The sequence below is a fragment of the Sphingobium sp. TKS genome (genome assembly GCF_001563265.1).
Classification (GTDB): Bacteria; Pseudomonadota; Alphaproteobacteria; order Sphingomonadales; family Sphingomonadaceae; genus Sphingobium.
Window position 1 is genome coordinate 1,000,515 of record NZ_CP005083.1, and the last position, 15,539, is coordinate 1,016,053.

A 15,539-nucleotide genomic window follows, 5' to 3' on the forward strand; every position below is an offset into this window, starting at 1 on the left:
GGTGCTCCTGCCTTCGCAGGAGCACGTGGTGCGAGCCTCTAAACCCGCTCCTCCTCCGGCATGACGTCCACCATCACCTGGACATTCTGCCCGGAGCCGCCCACGAACAGCCCATCCATCGGCGCGACGTCGGCATAGTCCCGCCCCATGGCGACGAACAAATGCCCGTCCCCGGTTATCACCCCATTGGTCGGATCGAAGCCGATCCACCCCCGCGTCGGCCCGCACCACAGCATCACCCAGGCGTGCATCGCGTCCGCGCCGACCAGCCGCGCCATGCCCGGCGGCGGATCGGTGCGCAAATAACCGCTCACATAGGCGGCAGGCAGCCCGAACCAGCGCAGCGCCGCCACCATCACATGGGCAAAGTCCTGACACACCCCATGGCGCGCCGCAAAGGCCTCCGCCACTGGCGTCGCCGCATCGGTCGCCCCGCTCACATAGGCGAACGCGCCCTTGATCCGCTGCGCCAGTTCCAGCGCCGCCCCCACAATCGGCCGCCCGGGCGCAAGCAAATCCCCCGCCCAAGCCCCGATCTCCGCCGCCAATGGCACACGCGGCGAGGCGTAGAGATAATGCGCCGGCCCCGCCGGCCCCATGTCCCGCGCCGCCAAAGCCGCCTCCGCCACCGCGCCGACGGTTGGATCATCCTCTTGCGGTTCGATGGGCGGGCCGCCCTGCACCCCGGCACGGAAGCTGCTTTCGATGCTGATCCGGCGCAACGGACTGTCGATCTCCAGCCGGGCGACATTCACCGGCCACGCCCCCGGTCGCGATTCGATGGAAGCGGGCGCGGGATCGACCGCCAGATGATAATCCGACGTCCACTGCCCCGGCCATGGCGCGGGCCGAAGCCGCAGGTTGAAGCGCGCCAACTGCACCGGCGCATCATAATGCACGATGGTCTGATGCCGGATGTGGTAGATCATGACAGCAGGCTGACGCCCTCATTCTTTTCCTTGCGCCGTTGCAGGAAATAGCGCTGCCCGATGGCATCCGAAAGACCGAGCAGCCGGCTCTCCGTGTCGGCCAGATCGGCCATGCCCAATGCATCCCCGGTCAGCGGCACCAACCGCGCCGCCAGCATCGCCGCCAGCCGCTGCGGTTCCTCCGGCATGCCGTCGCCATGCAGCGCGGGCAGCGCCGCGACATGCTCCGCCAACCTCTGCACCTGATAGACGATCGAGCGCGGATTTTGCGGTTCCAGCGCCACCAGATCGCGCACCGGCGCCAGCGCAGGCCCGGCGAGATAGCGGTTGCGATAGCTGATCTGGCTGTCGTTCAAATCCAGCAGCACGGTCAGATCATCCGCCGACGCCCAGTCGGCCCCGAACAGCATGGCCAGGCGGCAGCCGTTGATCGCCCGCTCCATCCGCCGCCCCATGTCGTGGAAACGCCACCCTTCGGTCCGCCCCATATTCTCCGCCGCCAACCCGGAAAGCGCCGAAATCCGCTCGATCATGCGGGAAGAGGCTTCCAGCAAAGTCTCCGTCACCCCGCCGTCGAAATCGGGCAGGGGCAGGCGCACCAGCCGCCAATAATCCACTGCCAGCCGGTCGCGCAGCCCTTCGCCAATCCCCGCCACCGCCGCCAGCAACGCCCGCACGCTGCCCGGCTGCACGCCGTCGCCCAACGCCTGCGCGCAAAGCGGCCCGACCGCCCCCGCCGCGTCGGGAATGGCCCCCCAAAGGGCAAGCTGCCCCATCAGCCGATCCATGGTGGGCGATCCGACGGCCGGTCCCAGATCGGCCTCGATCGACCCGCCGACGATCGACCGGATCACCCGCGCCGTCATCTCCGTGCGCTCGATATAGCGCCCTAGCCAATAGAGATTGTCCGCCGCCTTGGCGGGCAGCATCCCGCCCACGCGCCGGATCGCGGGCGCTGCGGCCACCGCCGACAGCCCGTCCTGCGGCACCGGCTTGCCGTCCAGCACGCACATGTCCGCTGACAGGTCGCCCTCGCCCATCAGCGCGGCGCGAATGTCGCCATGCGCCGCCAGCCGGGTGAAGGCGCCCGGCATGATCCGCCATTGCCCCAGCTCGTCCCGCGCCACGAACACGCGCAGGGTAAAGGGCAGGGGGGTCAGCTTTCCGTCCACGATCGCAGGCGTGGTCGACAGCCGCACCACCTCCTGTCCCACATAGTCCATCGGCCGCCGCGCCATGGCGTCGAGCAAGGCCGCCCGCTGCGCCGCATCCATGGCCGATCCGGGCAGGAAGCGCGTGCCCGTCAGCCCGGCCACATCGCGGTCGAAGGCCGATCCCACCACCAGCTCGTCCATCGCGTCCGCGACATGCGCCCGCTCCGCGCTCTGCCCGCACCACCAGGTCGCGATATTGGGCAGGATGAGGTCCGCCCCCAGCACCTCCCGCGCCAGCCCCGGCAGGAAGGCCGCCATGGCCCGCGATTCGATCACGCCCACGCCCGGCCAGTTGGCCAGCATCAGCCCGCCCTTCACGCAGGCGTCGAACAGGTCCGGCACGCCGATGCGCGATTCCGCGTCGAACGCCAGCGGATCGATGAAGCGGCTGTCCATCCAGCGCCACAGCCCATCGACCCGCTTCAATCCCTGGATCGTGCGCACGAACAATTGCCCGTCGGACACGATCAGATCCTCGCCCTCGACCAGCAACAGGCCCAGATAGCGCGCCAGATGCGCCTGCTCGGCATAGCTCTGGTTGAACCGTCCCGGCGACAGCAGGCCGATGCGCGGATCGCTCCGCTCGCAATCGGCCGCCAGCCCGCGCCGCAAATCGCTTAGAAAAGGCGCCAGCCGCCGCACATTGAGCGCGCCCAGCAAATCCCCGGTCGCCCGCGACAAGGCCAGCCGGTTCTCCAGCGCATAGCCCACGCCCACCGGCGTGCGCACCCGGTCCGCCAGCACGCGCCATTCGCCATCCGGCCCCCGCGCCAGATCGGCGGCGTAGAAATGGATGAAATGGCCATGGGGCGGCGGCGCGCCGGTCATCACCCGCCAATGATGCGGGCTGCCGGTGATGACGCTGGCGGGCAGCTTGCCGTCCCGGACCAGCGATTGCGTGCTGTATATGTCGCTGATGACGCGCTCCAGCAACTGCGCCCGCTGGACCAGGCCTTGCTCGATATGTGTCCATTCCTGCGCGCCGATCAGCAGCGGAACGGGGCTGAGCGGCCAGGGCCGTTCCTGCTGATCCCCGGTCAGGCGGAAGGCAAGCCCCAGATCGACCGCCTGCCGCTCGACATTGCCCGCCAGCACCGCCGGATCGCCCTGCGCCTGAACCGACAGCCGCTCCAGCATGGCCCGCCAATGGCCCGCCATCTCCTTGCTGGCTCCGGCGAACAGATCGCCCTTCGGCGCTCCCGCCAGATAGGTCTCGGCCCAGCCCGCCGCGTCTACAGGAAGGGCGTCCGCCATGCTCATGGATGCCGGAAACGCAGGTCCAGCGTCATCGGAAACTCGCTCGGAGCCTCGGCGGGCGGCATGTCGACCGGGCCGGGCGTATGGCCATGATCCTGGAACCGCGCCTTGCGCCGCGCCTCGGCCTCATAGGCGTTGATCGGCAGCGTGTCGTAATGGCGCCCGCCCGGATGCGCGACATGATAGACGCAGCCGCCCAGCGACCGCCCGCTCCAGCTATCCAGCACGTCGAAGGTCAGTGGCGCATTGACCGGCAGGGCCGGGTGCAGACAGGCCGCCGGCGCCCAGGCCTTATAACGCACGCCGCCCACCGCTTCGCCCGGCACGGCGGTCGGCGTCATCGGCACGCGCCGCCCGTTGCAGGCGACGACATGCCGCCCGGCGATCAGGCCCGTCGCCCGCACCTGCAACCGCTCGGTCGAGCTGTCGACATAGCGTACCGTGCCGCCGATCGCGCCCGTCTCGCCCAGCACGTTCCACGGCTCCAGCGCGTGGGCGATCTCCAGCCCGACGTCGCCCGCATCGACTGCGCCATGGATCGGGAAGCGGAACTGCTTCTGCGCCTCGAACCAGTTGGCATCGAAGTCGTACCCCGCCCCGCGCAGGTCGCCCAAAACCTCTAGAAAATCCGCCCAGACGAAATGCGGCAGCATGAAGCGGTCGTGCAGCGCCGTCCCCCAGCGCACCAGATTGCCCTGCTGCGGCTGGCGCCAGAACCACGCCGTCAGCGCCCGCAACAGCAATTGCTGCGCCAGACTCATCTTCGGCTCCGGCGGCATTTCAAAGCCGCGAAACTCCAACAAGCCCAGCCGCCCGGTCGGCCCATCGGGCGAGAACATCTTGTCGATGCAGATTTCGGTGCGGTGGGTATTGCCCGTCACATCGACCAGCAGATTGCGGAACAGCCGGTCGACGAGCCAGGGCGGCGGCGCATCACCCTCGCCCGGAGCAGGCACCTGCGCCAGCGCAATCTCCAGCTCATAAAGCCCGTCATGCCGCGCCTCATCGATGCGCGGCGCCTGACTGGTCGGCCCGATGCACAGCCCCGAAAACAGATAGGAGAGGGAAGGATGCCGCTGCCAGTACAGCACAAAGCTTTTCAGCAGATCGGGCCGCCGGATGAAGGGCGAGTCGATGAGGCTCGGCCCGCCCAGCACGATATGATTGCCGCCCCCGGTGCCCACGGATCGCCCGTCGACCATGAACTTGTCGGCGGTCAGATCGCAGGTCCGCGCCAGCGCATAGAGCCGCTCGGTGATCGCCACCGTCTCGTCCCAACTCGCGGCGGGCTGCACATTCACCTCGATCACGCCCGGATCGGGCGTGGCCTTGAGCACCTGCAATCGCGGGTCGGGCGGCGGCGCATAGCCCTCGATCCGCACCGGAATCCGCATCGCTTCCGTCGCGCCCTCGATTTCCGCCACCAGTTCCAGATAATCCTCCAGCGCCTCCACCGGCGGCAGGAAGATCGACAGGAAATGCCCGCGCGGCTCCACCGTCACGGCGGTGCGCACCGCCCCTTCGATATGGAACTGCTCGACCCGCTCCTGCGCGACAGTCCCGCCCGGCGCATCCGGCACCCGCTGCACCGGCTGGGCATGAACCTCATCCAGCGTGGCGCGGAAATCCGGCAAAGGTCCACGCGGCTCGCTCGGATCGCGGGGATGGATATAGGGAAAGGCCGCCTCCGGCACATGCGGCAGCGACCCCAGCGGCAAGCGATAGCCCAGCGCCGAATCCCCCGGCACCGCGAACAGCCTGCCACGCCGCAACTGCCATATCTCGCTCTGCCAACGCGGCGTCGGCACTTGGCTCTGCCAACGCTGCACCGGCAGCACGAAACCCACCGGCTGGTCCAGCCCCCGCTCGAACGCCCGCACCATTCTTGCGCGGGCTTCGGGATCGGAAATCTTGGGATCGTCGGGCGATGTGTTGACCGGCAGGTCCGCTTCCTTGACCGCCCAGACCGCCGGGTCTTCATAGACCGGCTGGATATGCTCGGACGTAAAGCCCATCGCGCCCGCCATATGCGCGATAAAGGCCTCGGCATCCTCTGCCGTCACCGCCCGCGCATCCTCAGCCGCCACCTCATCGGCGATCAGCCCGGCATCCCGCCAGATCGGCACCCCATCCTGCCGCCAATATACCGCATAGGCCCATCGCGGCAGGCTCTCGCCCGGATACCATTTGCCCTGCCCATGATGCAGCAGCCCGCCCGGCGCGAACGTCTCCCGCAGCCCCCGGATCAGCCGGTCGGCATAGCCCGCCTTGGTCGGCCCGACGGCATCGCCATTCCACTCGCCTTCGTCGCCGCCATTTTCCGCCACAAAAGTCGGCTCGCCCCCGGTGGTGAGGCGAACATCCTGCGCAGCCAAGTCGGCATCGACCTTCGCCCCCAGCGCCATCACCGCATCCCAGCGCGCATCGGTAAAGGGCTTGGTGATCCGCACCGCTTCGGCAATGCGGCTGACCCCCATGGAAAAGTGGAAATCCACCTCCGCCGGTTCGGCCATGCCGCTGATCGGCGCGGCGGATCGATAATGCGGCGTCGCGCAGAGCGGAATATGCCCTTCGCCCGCGAACATGCCCGACGTCGCATCCAGCGCCACCCAACCCGCGCCCGGCACATAGGCCTCCGCCCAGGCATGCAGGTCGACCACGTCCTGCGAAACCCCCTTCGGCCCCTCCAAAGGCTCGACATCCGCCACCAACTGGATCGAATAGCCCGACACGAAGCGCGCCGCAAAGCCCAGCCGCCGCAGCAATTGCACCAGCAGCCAGGCTGAATCCCGGCATGATCCGGTGCCGATCTCCAGCGTCTCCTCCGGCCCCTGCACGCCGGTTTCCATGCGGATCACATAGCCGACCCGTTGCTGAAGCTGCCGGTTCACCTCGACCAGAAAATCGATCGTCCGCCCCTCGAAACCCTGATGGCTCTCCACCAGCGCCTCGAACAGCGGCCCCTGATCCTCCAGCTCGAAATAGGCAGCAAGGTCGGTTTTCAGCTGTTCGTCATAGGCGAAGGGATACTCCTCCGCATAAGGTTCCACGAAGAAATCGAAGGGATTGATGATGTCGAGATCGGCCAGCAGGTCGACCTCGACCGAAAAATGGTCGACCGGATCGGGAAAGACGATCCGCGCCAGCCAATTGCCATGCGGGTCCTGCTGCCAGTTCAGGAAATGTCCGGAAGGCTCGATCTTCAACGCATAGTTGGGGATTTTCGTCCGGCTGTGCGGCGCGGGCCGCAATCGGATCACCTGCGGCCCAAGCCTGATCGGGCGGCTGTAGCGATAGGACGTCAGGTGGTGGAGCGCGGCCTTCAGCATGGAAGCGATGAAACGCCACCCCCTGCTGCAATGCAATATACAATCGTTTTGCGCCCAAAGATTCTGTCAGGGCAACAAATCCACCCGCTCCGCATCCGGCATCACCGCATCCAGCAGCAGCGAGCGATGGCACGCCGCCGCATCCCGCTCGAAACAGAGCACAGCCACCGGCTGCTCCTGCGCCATTTCAATCAGTTGCGCCGCCTGCACCATCGCCTCAGGCAGCGCCAATTGCCCTTCATAAATCTCCGCCAGCCGCTTGTGATCGCCCTTGCGCGCCGCCTCGCGCCCGGCGGCGGGCGTGCCCAGCGCCTTCAACCCCACATAGTCGATCCCCGCCTCCCGCAGCCCGGCGGCCAGGATATTCTTGGAAAAACCCGGCCGCCGCGACAAAGGCACCGCCCGCACATCGGCCAACAGGGTAACACCCGCCGTCTGCAACGCCGCGATCACCTCGTCCTGCGTCGCGCCCTCATAGCCGATGGTGAAGATTCGCATGCTCGGCAAGATACCGTGTTCCTGCGCGGGCAGGAACTGACTTAGTCTCCGTCCCCCTCAGCCCGCTCCATCATCTCCATGAAGTCCCGTGCCGCGTCCCGGTCGGCCGGGTCCGCGAACGCCTCGTCCAGATCGGGCGCATCGCCCAGCAGGAACATCAGCGACCAGAGCGCAAAGCGCCGCCGCCCATCAGTCTCCAGCCCGAAATCCACCCGCATATGCTCGATCCCGGCCGCCAGCGCGTCGGGCGTCAGCGCGTCCACGTCCCGCACCCCGAAATAGCGGTGCAACTGATCGTCGAAATTCATGGCACCGGCACCGTTTCAGGCAGACCCCAGTCGATCGACCCGCGCCCTTTCTCGTCCAGAAAGGCGTTGGCCTTCGAAAAATGCCCGCAGCCCAGAAAGCCGTTATGCGCTGAAAGGGGGGAGGGGTGCGCCGCCTTCAGCACCAGATGCCGCGTCCCGTCGACAAACTCCGCCTTGCGCTGCGCATAGGCGCCCCACAGCAGGAAGACCACCGGCTCGACCTTCTGGTTGACCAGCCGGATGATGGCGTCGGTAAACTGTTCCCAGCCGCGTTTCTGGTGGGATGCGGCCTTGCCCATCTCCACCGTCAGCACGCTGTTCAGCAGCAGCACGCCCTGACCCGCCCAATGCTCCAGAAAGCCGTGGCGCGGCGGGCGCAAACCCAGATCGCTCTGCAATTCCTTGTAGATATTGACCAGCGACGGCGGAGTCCGAACCCCCGGCTTCACCGAAAAGCACAGCCCATGCGCCTGCCCCTCGCCATGATAGGGGTCTTGCCCCAGCACCACCACCTTCACCTTGTCGAGCGGCGTCAGGTCCAGCGCCCGGAAATATTCGCTGCCCTTGGGAAAGACGCGCTTTCCCTGCGCCTTCTCCTCTTCCAGAAAGCGCTTCAGCCCCTGCATATAGGGGCTTGCGAATTCCCCGCGCAGCGGCGCGCGCCAGCTCTCGTCCAGCTTGATAGTGTCGCTCATGGCCCGGCGTGATGAACCGGGGCGTGAACCGATGTCAACGATCCTTCTTTCCCGCCCTTGCGCTGGACCGGCGAATCGGGAAAATAAGCAGGATGCTGCGCCTTCGTACCAAGCTGATCGCCTTCCTCGGGCTTTTCCTCGCCCCCTTGCCCACCGCCGACGCCTTCGGGCCGACGGCGAACCCGGTCGAACATAACGCGCAATCGCGTCTGATGGCCGAATTCGCCCGCTTCTCGACGCTGACCGACGGCACGGTCGGCATCGCCGTGCGCGACCTCGGCACCGGGGAGACGCTGGCTTATAATGGCGACACGCTGTTCCCGATGGCCAGCACCTACAAGGTGGCGGTCGCGGCCAAGATTCTCTCGCTGCTTGACGCGGGCAGCCTCAGCCTCGACGAACCGCTGCTTCGCCTCGGCCGTCCGCTGCCGGTGCGCACGCTGCTGGAAATGAGCCTGACCTTGAGCGACAATGAGGCGACCGACGCCCTCGTCGCCCGCGCAGGCGGTCCGCAGGCGGTGAACGATTGGGTCCATGCCGCCGGGATCAAGGGGCTGCGCGTCGACAGCAACACCCGCGACCTGCTTGCCCGCGCCAAGGTGGCCGGCGTGAGCTTCGGGGATGAAGCCGCCATGGAGTCGGGCCTTTCCGCCGCCCAGCGCGACGCGCGCGACATGCCCAATATCGGCTTCACCGCCGACCCCCGCGACACCGCCACGCCGCGCGCGATGGACGACCTGCTCGCCGCGATCCGCCTCGGCAAATTACTCAAACCCCAGACGACCGCGCTGATGCTGTCGATCATGGAACGCTGCAAGACCGGCAAGGCCCGGCTGCGCGCCATGCTGCCCCCCGGCACGCGCATCGCGCACAAGACCGGGACGCTGAACGGCCTTGGCAATGATACGGGCATCATCACCCTGCCGGACGGGCGGATATTCGTCATTTCGGTCTTTGTGATGAAGGACTATAAGGGGCATGAGATGCGCGACCGCATCATGGCCGAAGCGGCGCGGGCCGCTTATGATTATTTCCTGTTCGCCCCCGATCGGCACACGGCCTGACGCATCGATCTTAACTTCGATCACCTTTCCCGTTAGCCTGAAAGGCGATGGAGGAGGGGGAGTGCGATGGACGGCAAGGCTGCGTTCAGGGACTTCTGGCCCTATTATCTCCAGGAACATGCCCATGCGGGCACGCGGGCGATGCACTATGCGGGCACCAGCCTGGTCGTGCTGCTGCTCGCCGCGCTGCCCATCGCGGGAAGCTGGTGGATGGTTCCCGCGCTGCCGCTGGCGGGCTATGGCTTCGCCTGGGCAGGCCACAGCCTGATCGAACATAACCGCCCCGCGACCTTCCGCTATCCCCTCTGGTCGCTCCGCGCCGATTTCGTGATGTGGTTCCGTTTCATGACCGGCCGCATGGGCCGCGATCTCAAACGCGCGGGCGTCCGCCCCGACGGTTCGGTCGATCCCGCCCTGCGCCGCCAATTATAGTCCCTTGATCCTCGCCACGGCTCTGCCAAAAGGGCCGCAATGGCCCTCACCGCCCAATTCACCCGCCTCCCCGATCCCGCGATCCTCGCCACCCGCTGGCAAGCGCTGGAGTCCCGCGCAACCCCCAGCTTCTTCCTCGGCTGGACGTGGACCGGCGCCTGGCTGGAAAGCTACGGCGTCCGCCCCGAACTCCTCGCCCTCACCGACCCGCAGGGACAGGACATCGCGCTCGCCTTGTTCGGCCACGCCATGCAGCCCCGCCTGCTCGGCCCCACCGCCACATTGTCGCTCAACCAGTCGGGCGATGCCGCCGCCGATCGCCCCTTCATCGAATATAACGGCCTGCTGATCGCGAAGGGCAGGGAAGGGGAGGCGACCGAAGCCGCCCTTCAAGCCCTCCAAAAACGCAAGGACTGGCGCACCCTCCGCTTCAGCGGCATCGCGCCCGGTTCGCCGCTTCTCGAAATCCCCGCCCGTCGCAAGACCCGCCTCGACCGCTCCCCCGTCTATCAGGTCGACCTCGAAGCCGTCCGCGCCTCCGATTATCTCGCGCTGCTCAGCGCCAACAGCCGCAGCCAGATTCGCCGCGCTATCAAGGATCATGACGGCGCGCTCCCCACCATCACCAAGGCCAGCGCCGCCGAGATCGAGCCATGGCTGGCGGAGATGCAGGCTCTCAACACCGGGCGCCACGCCGACAATGCCTGGGACGACCCGGCCTTTCGCCGCTTCGCCGCGACGCTCGCCACCCGCAGCGATAAGGTCGAACTGCTCCGCTTCACCGATAGGGAGGGAGTCGTGGGCCTGCTCCTCAACTTCCTCCACGACGGCACGGCGATGAACTACCAGTCCGCCTTCGCCGCCCCGCGCACCGCGAAGGACAAGCCCGGCCTGCTCTGCCACGCCGCCGCCGTCGGCCATTATGCAGCGCGCAACCTGAAACTCTACTCCCTGCTCGCCGGCAAGGATCGCTACAAGCAAAGCCTCGCCACCCGCGAGGAAGCACTGGAATGGTGGCAGATCGACCGCTTCAGCCCCCGCCTCGAGGCCGAAGCCATCCTCCGCAAAATCCTTAAGCGCCCAGCTTCCGCATGATCCGATAGGCGATCCGCCGCACCCCCTGCGCCTCCGGCCTCGCGCCGATCCGCGCCGTCGGCAACCTCCGCCGCCGCAATAGCGCGTTCAGGCTATGCAACTCGCCCTCGGCCACGCTCCGCTCCGACCGCCAGGTGACGGACAGGCTGACCGAGACGGACGGCCCGTTCTCCACGAAATGCGGCGCCTTCACCGGCACATGAAGGGCATCCCCAGGCAACAGAGTCACCGCCATGCCCCGGTCGCGAAACCCCTCCCGCCAGTCCAGATTGCGATGCCCGCCCGCATGGAAGGCCTCGCTCTGCACCGCCGGCACCAATTCCTCGTCGCCCGCCGGAAAGACCGTCATGGTCTTCTCCCCCCTGATCTGGAGCAGGATATTATGCTCCGGATCCATGTGGAACGGCGTCACGCTCCCCGGCGAGGACAGGAAGATAAAGGCTTCCCGGTGCAGCATCGGCCCGGTCTCCCGCTCCACCAGCACCGCCAGCTCGCCCAGCGCCCGGTCCAGCAAAGCGCCATAATCCGCATCCCGCTCGACATTCTTCAGCACCGCCCAACTGCCGTTGGTCTCGATCGTCCGGATCGTCTCGCCCAGGCTCAGCCCGTTGGAAGGCGTATCCTCCGCCCGCACGCCCAGCGGCAATTTGCCCAGATTATACTCCACGCAAGCGGCAGGCATCCGCTCCGCCAGCCCGGCCAAAGCCTCCAGCGTCAGCAGCTCATGCCCCACCAGCCCATGGCTCAATTGCGCCGCCCGATCAGGATAGGCCGCCGCAAAATCCGCCCGCGCCCCTTCCGAAAACACCGCGTTCATAGCTGCCCTCTCAATCCTGACCTTTCAGGCGCCGCCCCAGCGCCTCGACGCCATTGGCCAGCGCAAAGGCCGCACTTCGGCCCGCGCCGCGCAAGGCAATGCGATATTGGGTAATCGTCCGCCGCTCGGCCCACAGGCTGTCGATCATCGGATGATCCGCCGCCGCGCAGCTATCCATCCAGCCGATGCCGGGATCGCCCAGCACCGCATGCAGATTGGCGATCTCGATCAGCACCCCCGGCGAAAAGCGGCCCAAAGCCTCGTCGAATGCGATCTTGAAGGAAAAGGCGCCTTCGCCATGCCGGAAATTGACCAGCATCGCGATCGCCCGCCCATCCAGGTCCATGCGCAGAAAATGCAGCCGTCCGCTCTCGAACGCCGCCGCGCAGGCTGCGCGGAAGAAAGCCGCATCATCGACCTTGCAGGCCAATGCCGACCCTTCCGACCCCTTCCAGCCCGAAGCCTCCAGCGCCAGAAATTCGCCGCACCACGCCGCGAGTTCCGCCCCATCGGCCAGCAACCGGCTCTCGACCGTGCCCATATCCGCCAGCCGCTTCTGCAAGCGCCGCAATTCCTTGCGCTTCTTGGCGCGCACATTGGCTTCCCAATAGGCATCCGCGTCCATATCCGACCGCAACATCGCCCGGTCGTAGCGATGCACCTCGCGCCGCCCCCGCCGCTGCTCGACGCACAACGCCTCCAGCGCCGCCGCATTGGCGCCCGCCGCATCCAGCCCGCGCAGGTGCAGGAAGCCCGGCGCCCATGGCGCGTCGTCCAACTGCCCCAACAGGCTGCGCCAGGCCGCGATTTCCTCGCCCCGCCGAATCAGCGGCGCGCCGAAGAAAATATGGTCGTGCATCCAGTTGGTGACGCAGCTTACCGGCAATCGCCCATGCCGCGGCGCGACCACCACCGGCATCAGCCCGATCAGATCGCTGCCCCGCTGCGCTTCCAGCACCCGCACGATCCTGTCGCCCGCCAGATGATCCAGCGCCGCGCACAGCATTTCGGGCATGTAGAAGGCATTGGCCTCCGCCGCCTCGTCCGCCAGCGCGGCCCATCGCGCGCGCTGCACCGGGGCATAGGCGCGCGCATTCGCCAATGCGGGATGGGAAGCCATGTCCATGGCCCCGGCCTTAGCCGCCAATGATTAGGGAAAGGCTAATCCGGGTGGATCATGGCCATTTCCGGACATTTTCGAAGTTCGTCATCCCCGCGAAGGCGGGGATCCATCTCCTGACCTAACCGCTTGATGCAACGCTGGGAGATGGATTCCCGCCTTCGCGGGAATGACAAAACAGGAAGCGTCCGCCTTCCACCTTCCACCCATGACCGGCCCCAATATTCCCATCCCCAACCCCAACAATTTTAGGGACTGATACGCCCCTTATGGGGAAAGCCCTTTACATCCCCCACCGGAAAGTCTGTGAAGAACCGAGCCAAGCAAAGACAGGAACAACGCGGCATGACAATCCTCGTGACCGGCGCCGCCGGCTTCATCGGCATGGCCGTGGCGGACCGGCTGCTGGCGCAAGGGCGCGCCGTCTTCGGCATCGACAATATGAACGACTATTACCCCGTCTCGCTGAAGCGCGACCGGATCGCCGCCCTGCATGATCGCCATGGCGGCCTGTTCACCTTTGCCGAACTGGACTTTGCCGACATGGACGCGCTCCAGGCGGCGCTGCACGACCATCCCATCGACGCGATCATCCATCTCGGCGCCCAGGCGGGCGTGCGCTATTCGCTGATCAACCCGCACGCCTATGTCCGCTCCAACCTGGCGGGCCACGTCAACATGCTGGAAGTGGCGCGGGAACGGCGGGTGCGGCATCTGGTCTATGCCTCCTCCTCCTCCGTCTATGGCGGCAACGACACGCTGCCCTTCCGGGTCGAGGACCGCGCCGACCATCCCGTCTCGCTCTATGCCGCGACCAAGCGCGCCGACGAGCTGATGAGCGAGACCTACGCCCATCTCTTCCGCATTCCGATGACGGGCCTGCGCTTCTTCACCGTCTACGGCCCCTGGGGCCGCCCCGACATGGCGATGTGGATCTTCACCTCGAAAATCCTCGCGGGCGAGCCGATCCCGGTGTTCAACCATGGCCGGATGCAGCGCGACTTCACCTATATCGACGATATCGTCAGCGGCGTGATCGGCTGCCTGGACCATGCGCCGGAGGATGACGGCGCGCCCAAGGCGGGCGGCAGCCGCTCGCCCCACCGGCTCTACAATATCGGCAACAACCGCCCCGAAGAGCTGATGCACCTCATCGCCGTTCTGGAGGATGCCTGCGGCCGGAAGGCGGAAATCGACTTCCAGCCGATGCAGCCGGGCGATGTCCCCGCGACCTTCGCGGACATCAGCGCCATCGCGCAGGATATCGGCTTCGCGCCGGCCACCGGCATCGAAACCGGCGTGCCGCGTTTCGTCGACTGGTATCGCGCCTATCACGAATGAAGGTGGCGCGCCGCAAAAAGCAGCGCAAAACAGCCCCGGCGGCAAAAGGTTCCGCCATCGGCCGAACTTATTGAGCGATTGATCGCTTTTTGGTCCATTGTGGCGTTAATGGCGCGTAAATCTTCATTCGCACTTGCGAAATAGATTGCCAATTCTAAGGGAAGACGCCTATCCACATCAGCCGGGTGCCGGTTGGTTCCAACCGGTCGGGTCGCGGAACGAGGTAAGGGCGGAACACCGTGGGGCGGTGGTTCGTCGCCGCTATCGTAAGCTGGGAACCAGGCGTCAGTCTGGAAAAACCGGCGTCGATGGTGGAAAAAAGGGCTTACGCGTGTCGACAGTAACGAAGATCGTGCCATTCGGCTCAGGCGGGCGGATCGCGGAAACCGCGCGACGCACCTTGTCCATCGCGGCGGAGGGGCTGAACGCCCTTGAGGCGCAATTCACCGATCGGGAATTTTCGGCCAATTTCCTGCGGCTGATCGGCGTCATCATGAATGTCCGGGGCCGCGTGATCGTCACCGGCATGGGCAAGAGCGGCATCGTCGCGCGCAAGATGACGGCGACGCTGACCTCCACCGGCACGCCCGCCATCTTCCTGCACCCCGCCGACGCCGGTCATGGCGATCTGGGCATGGTGACGCCGGACGACGTGGTGCTGATGCTGTCCCATTCGGGCGAGTCCAACGAACTTGGCCCTATCATCCAATATTGCAAGCGCTTCGCCATCCCCCTGCTGGGCATGACCGCGCGGTCGCACAGCACGGTCGCGGCGGCATCGGACATCTGCATCCTGATGCCCAATGTGAAGGAAGCCTGCCCCAATTCGCTGGCGCCGACGACCTCCACCACGATCCAGATGGCCTTTGGCGACGCGCTGGCCATCGCGCTGATGGAAATGCGCGGTTTTTCGGCGGACGATTTCCACAAATTCCACCCCAATGGCCGGCTGGGCGCGCAACTCGTCAAGGTGCGCGAACTCATGGCCTCGGGCGGCGACGTGCCCCGCGTGGAGGAAGACGCCTCGCTGCTGGACGCGACCATCGAAATGACCCGCGCCCGTCTGGGCGGCACGGCTGTCGTCAACGGCAGGGGCGAACTGATCGGCGCCTTCACCGATGGCGACCTGCGCCGCACCGTCACCGGCACCCGCCATATGAACGAGCCGGTCGGCCGTCACATGACGGTGGAACCCGTTTCGGTCAGCCCGGAAGAACTGGCCTCCGAAGCCCTGCGGCTGATGCACGACCATAATATCACCCTCCTTTTCGTTTGCGAAAAGGATCGGCTGGTCGGCGCTGTCCATATGCACGACCTGCTCCACGCAGGCGTCGCCTGAGAGGCGCTCGTCACTCGCCCCAAGAGCAACCGTGCTCCTGCGAAGGCACTGGCGCGAGACAAGTGGCTTGCGACAGCCCGGTCCCGCCGCCTGACTGCTTT

At 66.4% G+C, this 15,539-nt stretch carries 13 protein-coding genes; 5 read left to right on the forward strand and 8 right to left on the reverse strand.

All coding sequences use genetic code 11. The features are described from left to right. Nucleotides 1-38: 38 nt before the first annotated feature. From K426_RS05015 to ung, 6 genes are all read right to left on the reverse strand, one after another. Nucleotides 39-929: a transglutaminase family protein gene (locus tag K426_RS05015; RefSeq protein WP_066554543.1), complete on the reverse strand. Its 891-nt coding sequence runs from the start codon at nucleotides 927-929 to the stop codon at nucleotides 39-41. Next, nucleotides 926-3,403, reverse strand: coding sequence for a circularly permuted type 2 ATP-grasp protein (locus tag K426_RS05020; protein ID WP_066554545.1), 2,478 nt, complete (start codon nucleotides 3,401-3,403; stop codon nucleotides 926-928). The genes K426_RS05015 and K426_RS05020 overlap by 4 nt, the downstream gene beginning before the upstream one ends. Further along, nucleotides 3,400-6,729 (reverse strand): transglutaminase family protein, encoded by a 3,330-nt coding sequence (locus K426_RS05025; RefSeq protein WP_066554548.1) that lies wholly within the window; start codon nucleotides 6,727-6,729, stop codon nucleotides 3,400-3,402. Before K426_RS05025 ends, K426_RS05020 begins: the two co-directional genes overlap by 4 nt. A 66-nt stretch (nucleotides 6,730-6,795) precedes the next feature. Then, nucleotides 6,796-7,227 carry a DUF488 domain-containing protein gene (locus K426_RS05030; protein ID WP_066554550.1) on the reverse strand — a complete coding sequence of 144 codons (432 nt, stop codon included), beginning with the start codon at nucleotides 7,225-7,227 and terminating at the stop codon, nucleotides 6,796-6,798. Nucleotides 7,228-7,268: 41 nt separating this feature from the next. Then, entirely contained in the window at nucleotides 7,269-7,535 is a 267-nt protein-coding gene (locus tag K426_RS05035) for a hypothetical protein (protein ID WP_066554552.1), read from the reverse strand. Continuing rightward, entirely contained in the window at nucleotides 7,532-8,230 is a 699-nt protein-coding gene (gene ung, locus K426_RS05040; protein WP_066554554.1) for a uracil-DNA glycosylase, read from the reverse strand. The genes K426_RS05035 and ung overlap by 4 nt, the downstream gene beginning before the upstream one ends. A 92-nt stretch (nucleotides 8,231-8,322) precedes the next feature. Between ung and K426_RS05045 the strand changes: the two genes are divergently transcribed. The 3 genes from K426_RS05045 (at nucleotide 8,323) to K426_RS05055 (ending at nucleotide 10,821) form a co-directional block, all read left to right on the forward strand. Then, a complete protein-coding gene (locus K426_RS05045) occupies nucleotides 8,323-9,294 on the forward strand; it encodes a serine hydrolase (protein ID WP_066554555.1) in 972 nt (323 codons plus the stop codon). 66 nt (nucleotides 9,295-9,360) lie between these two features. Further along, on the forward strand, nucleotides 9,361-9,726 hold the full coding sequence (locus K426_RS05050) for a DUF962 domain-containing protein (protein WP_066554557.1): 366 nt from the start codon (nucleotides 9,361-9,363) through the stop codon (nucleotides 9,724-9,726). A gap of 39 nt (nucleotides 9,727-9,765) precedes the next feature. Beyond that, nucleotides 9,766-10,821 carry a GNAT family N-acetyltransferase gene (locus tag K426_RS05055; RefSeq protein ID WP_066554560.1) on the forward strand — a complete coding sequence of 352 codons (1,056 nt, stop codon included), beginning with the start codon at nucleotides 9,766-9,768 and terminating at the stop codon, nucleotides 10,819-10,821. Here the strand turns inward: K426_RS05055 and K426_RS05060 are convergent. Both K426_RS05060 and K426_RS05065 read right to left on the reverse strand, forming a co-directional pair. After that, a complete protein-coding gene (locus K426_RS05060; RefSeq protein WP_066554562.1) occupies nucleotides 10,799-11,638 on the reverse strand; it encodes a cupin-like domain-containing protein in 840 nt (279 codons plus the stop codon). The two genes, K426_RS05055 and K426_RS05060, sit on opposite strands and share 23 nt — an antisense overlap. Nucleotides 11,639-11,648: 10 nt before the next feature. Beyond that, nucleotides 11,649-12,764, reverse strand: a complete 1,116-nt coding sequence (locus K426_RS05065; protein WP_066554564.1) for a GNAT family N-acetyltransferase — start codon at nucleotides 12,762-12,764, stop codon at nucleotides 11,649-11,651. 339 nt (nucleotides 12,765-13,103) lie between these two features. On the opposite strand from K426_RS05065, the gene K426_RS05070 reads away from it, so the two are divergent. After that, the gene (locus K426_RS05070) at nucleotides 13,104-14,099 is read left to right on the forward strand and encodes an NAD-dependent epimerase/dehydratase family protein (RefSeq protein ID WP_066561387.1); all 996 of its coding nucleotides are present in this window, start codon (nucleotides 13,104-13,106) and stop codon (nucleotides 14,097-14,099) included. 331 nt (nucleotides 14,100-14,430) lie between these two features. After that, entirely contained in the window at nucleotides 14,431-15,438 is a 1,008-nt protein-coding gene (locus K426_RS05075; protein ID WP_066554567.1) for a KpsF/GutQ family sugar-phosphate isomerase, read from the forward strand. Nucleotides 15,439-15,539 lie beyond the last annotated feature (101 nt).

Bases quoted from the DNA above. Each gene is read 5' to 3' on its own strand.
- K426_RS05035 (WP_066554552.1), bottom strand. From the start codon at position 7,535: ATGAATTTCGACGATCAGTTGCACCGCTATTTCGGGGTGCGGGACGTG.
- K426_RS05050 (WP_066554557.1), top strand. From the start codon at position 9,361: ATGGACGGCAAGGCTGCGTTCAGGGACTTCTGGCCCTATTATCTCCAG.
- K426_RS05020 (WP_066554545.1), bottom strand. From the start codon at position 3,403: ATGAGCATGGCGGACGCCCTTCCTGTAGACGCGGCGGGCTGGGCCGAG.
- K426_RS05030 (WP_066554550.1), bottom strand. From the start codon at position 7,227: ATGCGAATCTTCACCATCGGCTATGAGGGCGCGACGCAGGACGAGGTG.
- ung (WP_066554554.1), bottom strand. From the start codon at position 8,230: ATGAGCGACACTATCAAGCTGGACGAGAGCTGGCGCGCGCCGCTGCGC.
- K426_RS05025 (WP_066554548.1), bottom strand. From the start codon at position 6,729: ATGCTGAAGGCCGCGCTCCACCACCTGACGTCCTATCGCTACAGCCGC.
- K426_RS05055 (WP_066554560.1), top strand. From the start codon at position 9,766: ATGGCCCTCACCGCCCAATTCACCCGCCTCCCCGATCCCGCGATCCTC.
- K426_RS05015 (WP_066554543.1), bottom strand. From the start codon at position 929: ATGATCTACCACATCCGGCATCAGACCATCGTGCATTATGATGCGCCG.
- K426_RS05070 (WP_066561387.1), top strand. From the start codon at position 13,104: ATGACAATCCTCGTGACCGGCGCCGCCGGCTTCATCGGCATGGCCGTG.
- K426_RS05065 (WP_066554564.1), bottom strand. From the start codon at position 12,764: ATGGACATGGCTTCCCATCCCGCATTGGCGAATGCGCGCGCCTATGCC.
- K426_RS05060 (WP_066554562.1), bottom strand. From the start codon at position 11,638: ATGAACGCGGTGTTTTCGGAAGGGGCGCGGGCGGATTTTGCGGCGGCC.
- K426_RS05045 (WP_066554555.1), top strand. From the start codon at position 8,323: ATGCTGCGCCTTCGTACCAAGCTGATCGCCTTCCTCGGGCTTTTCCTC.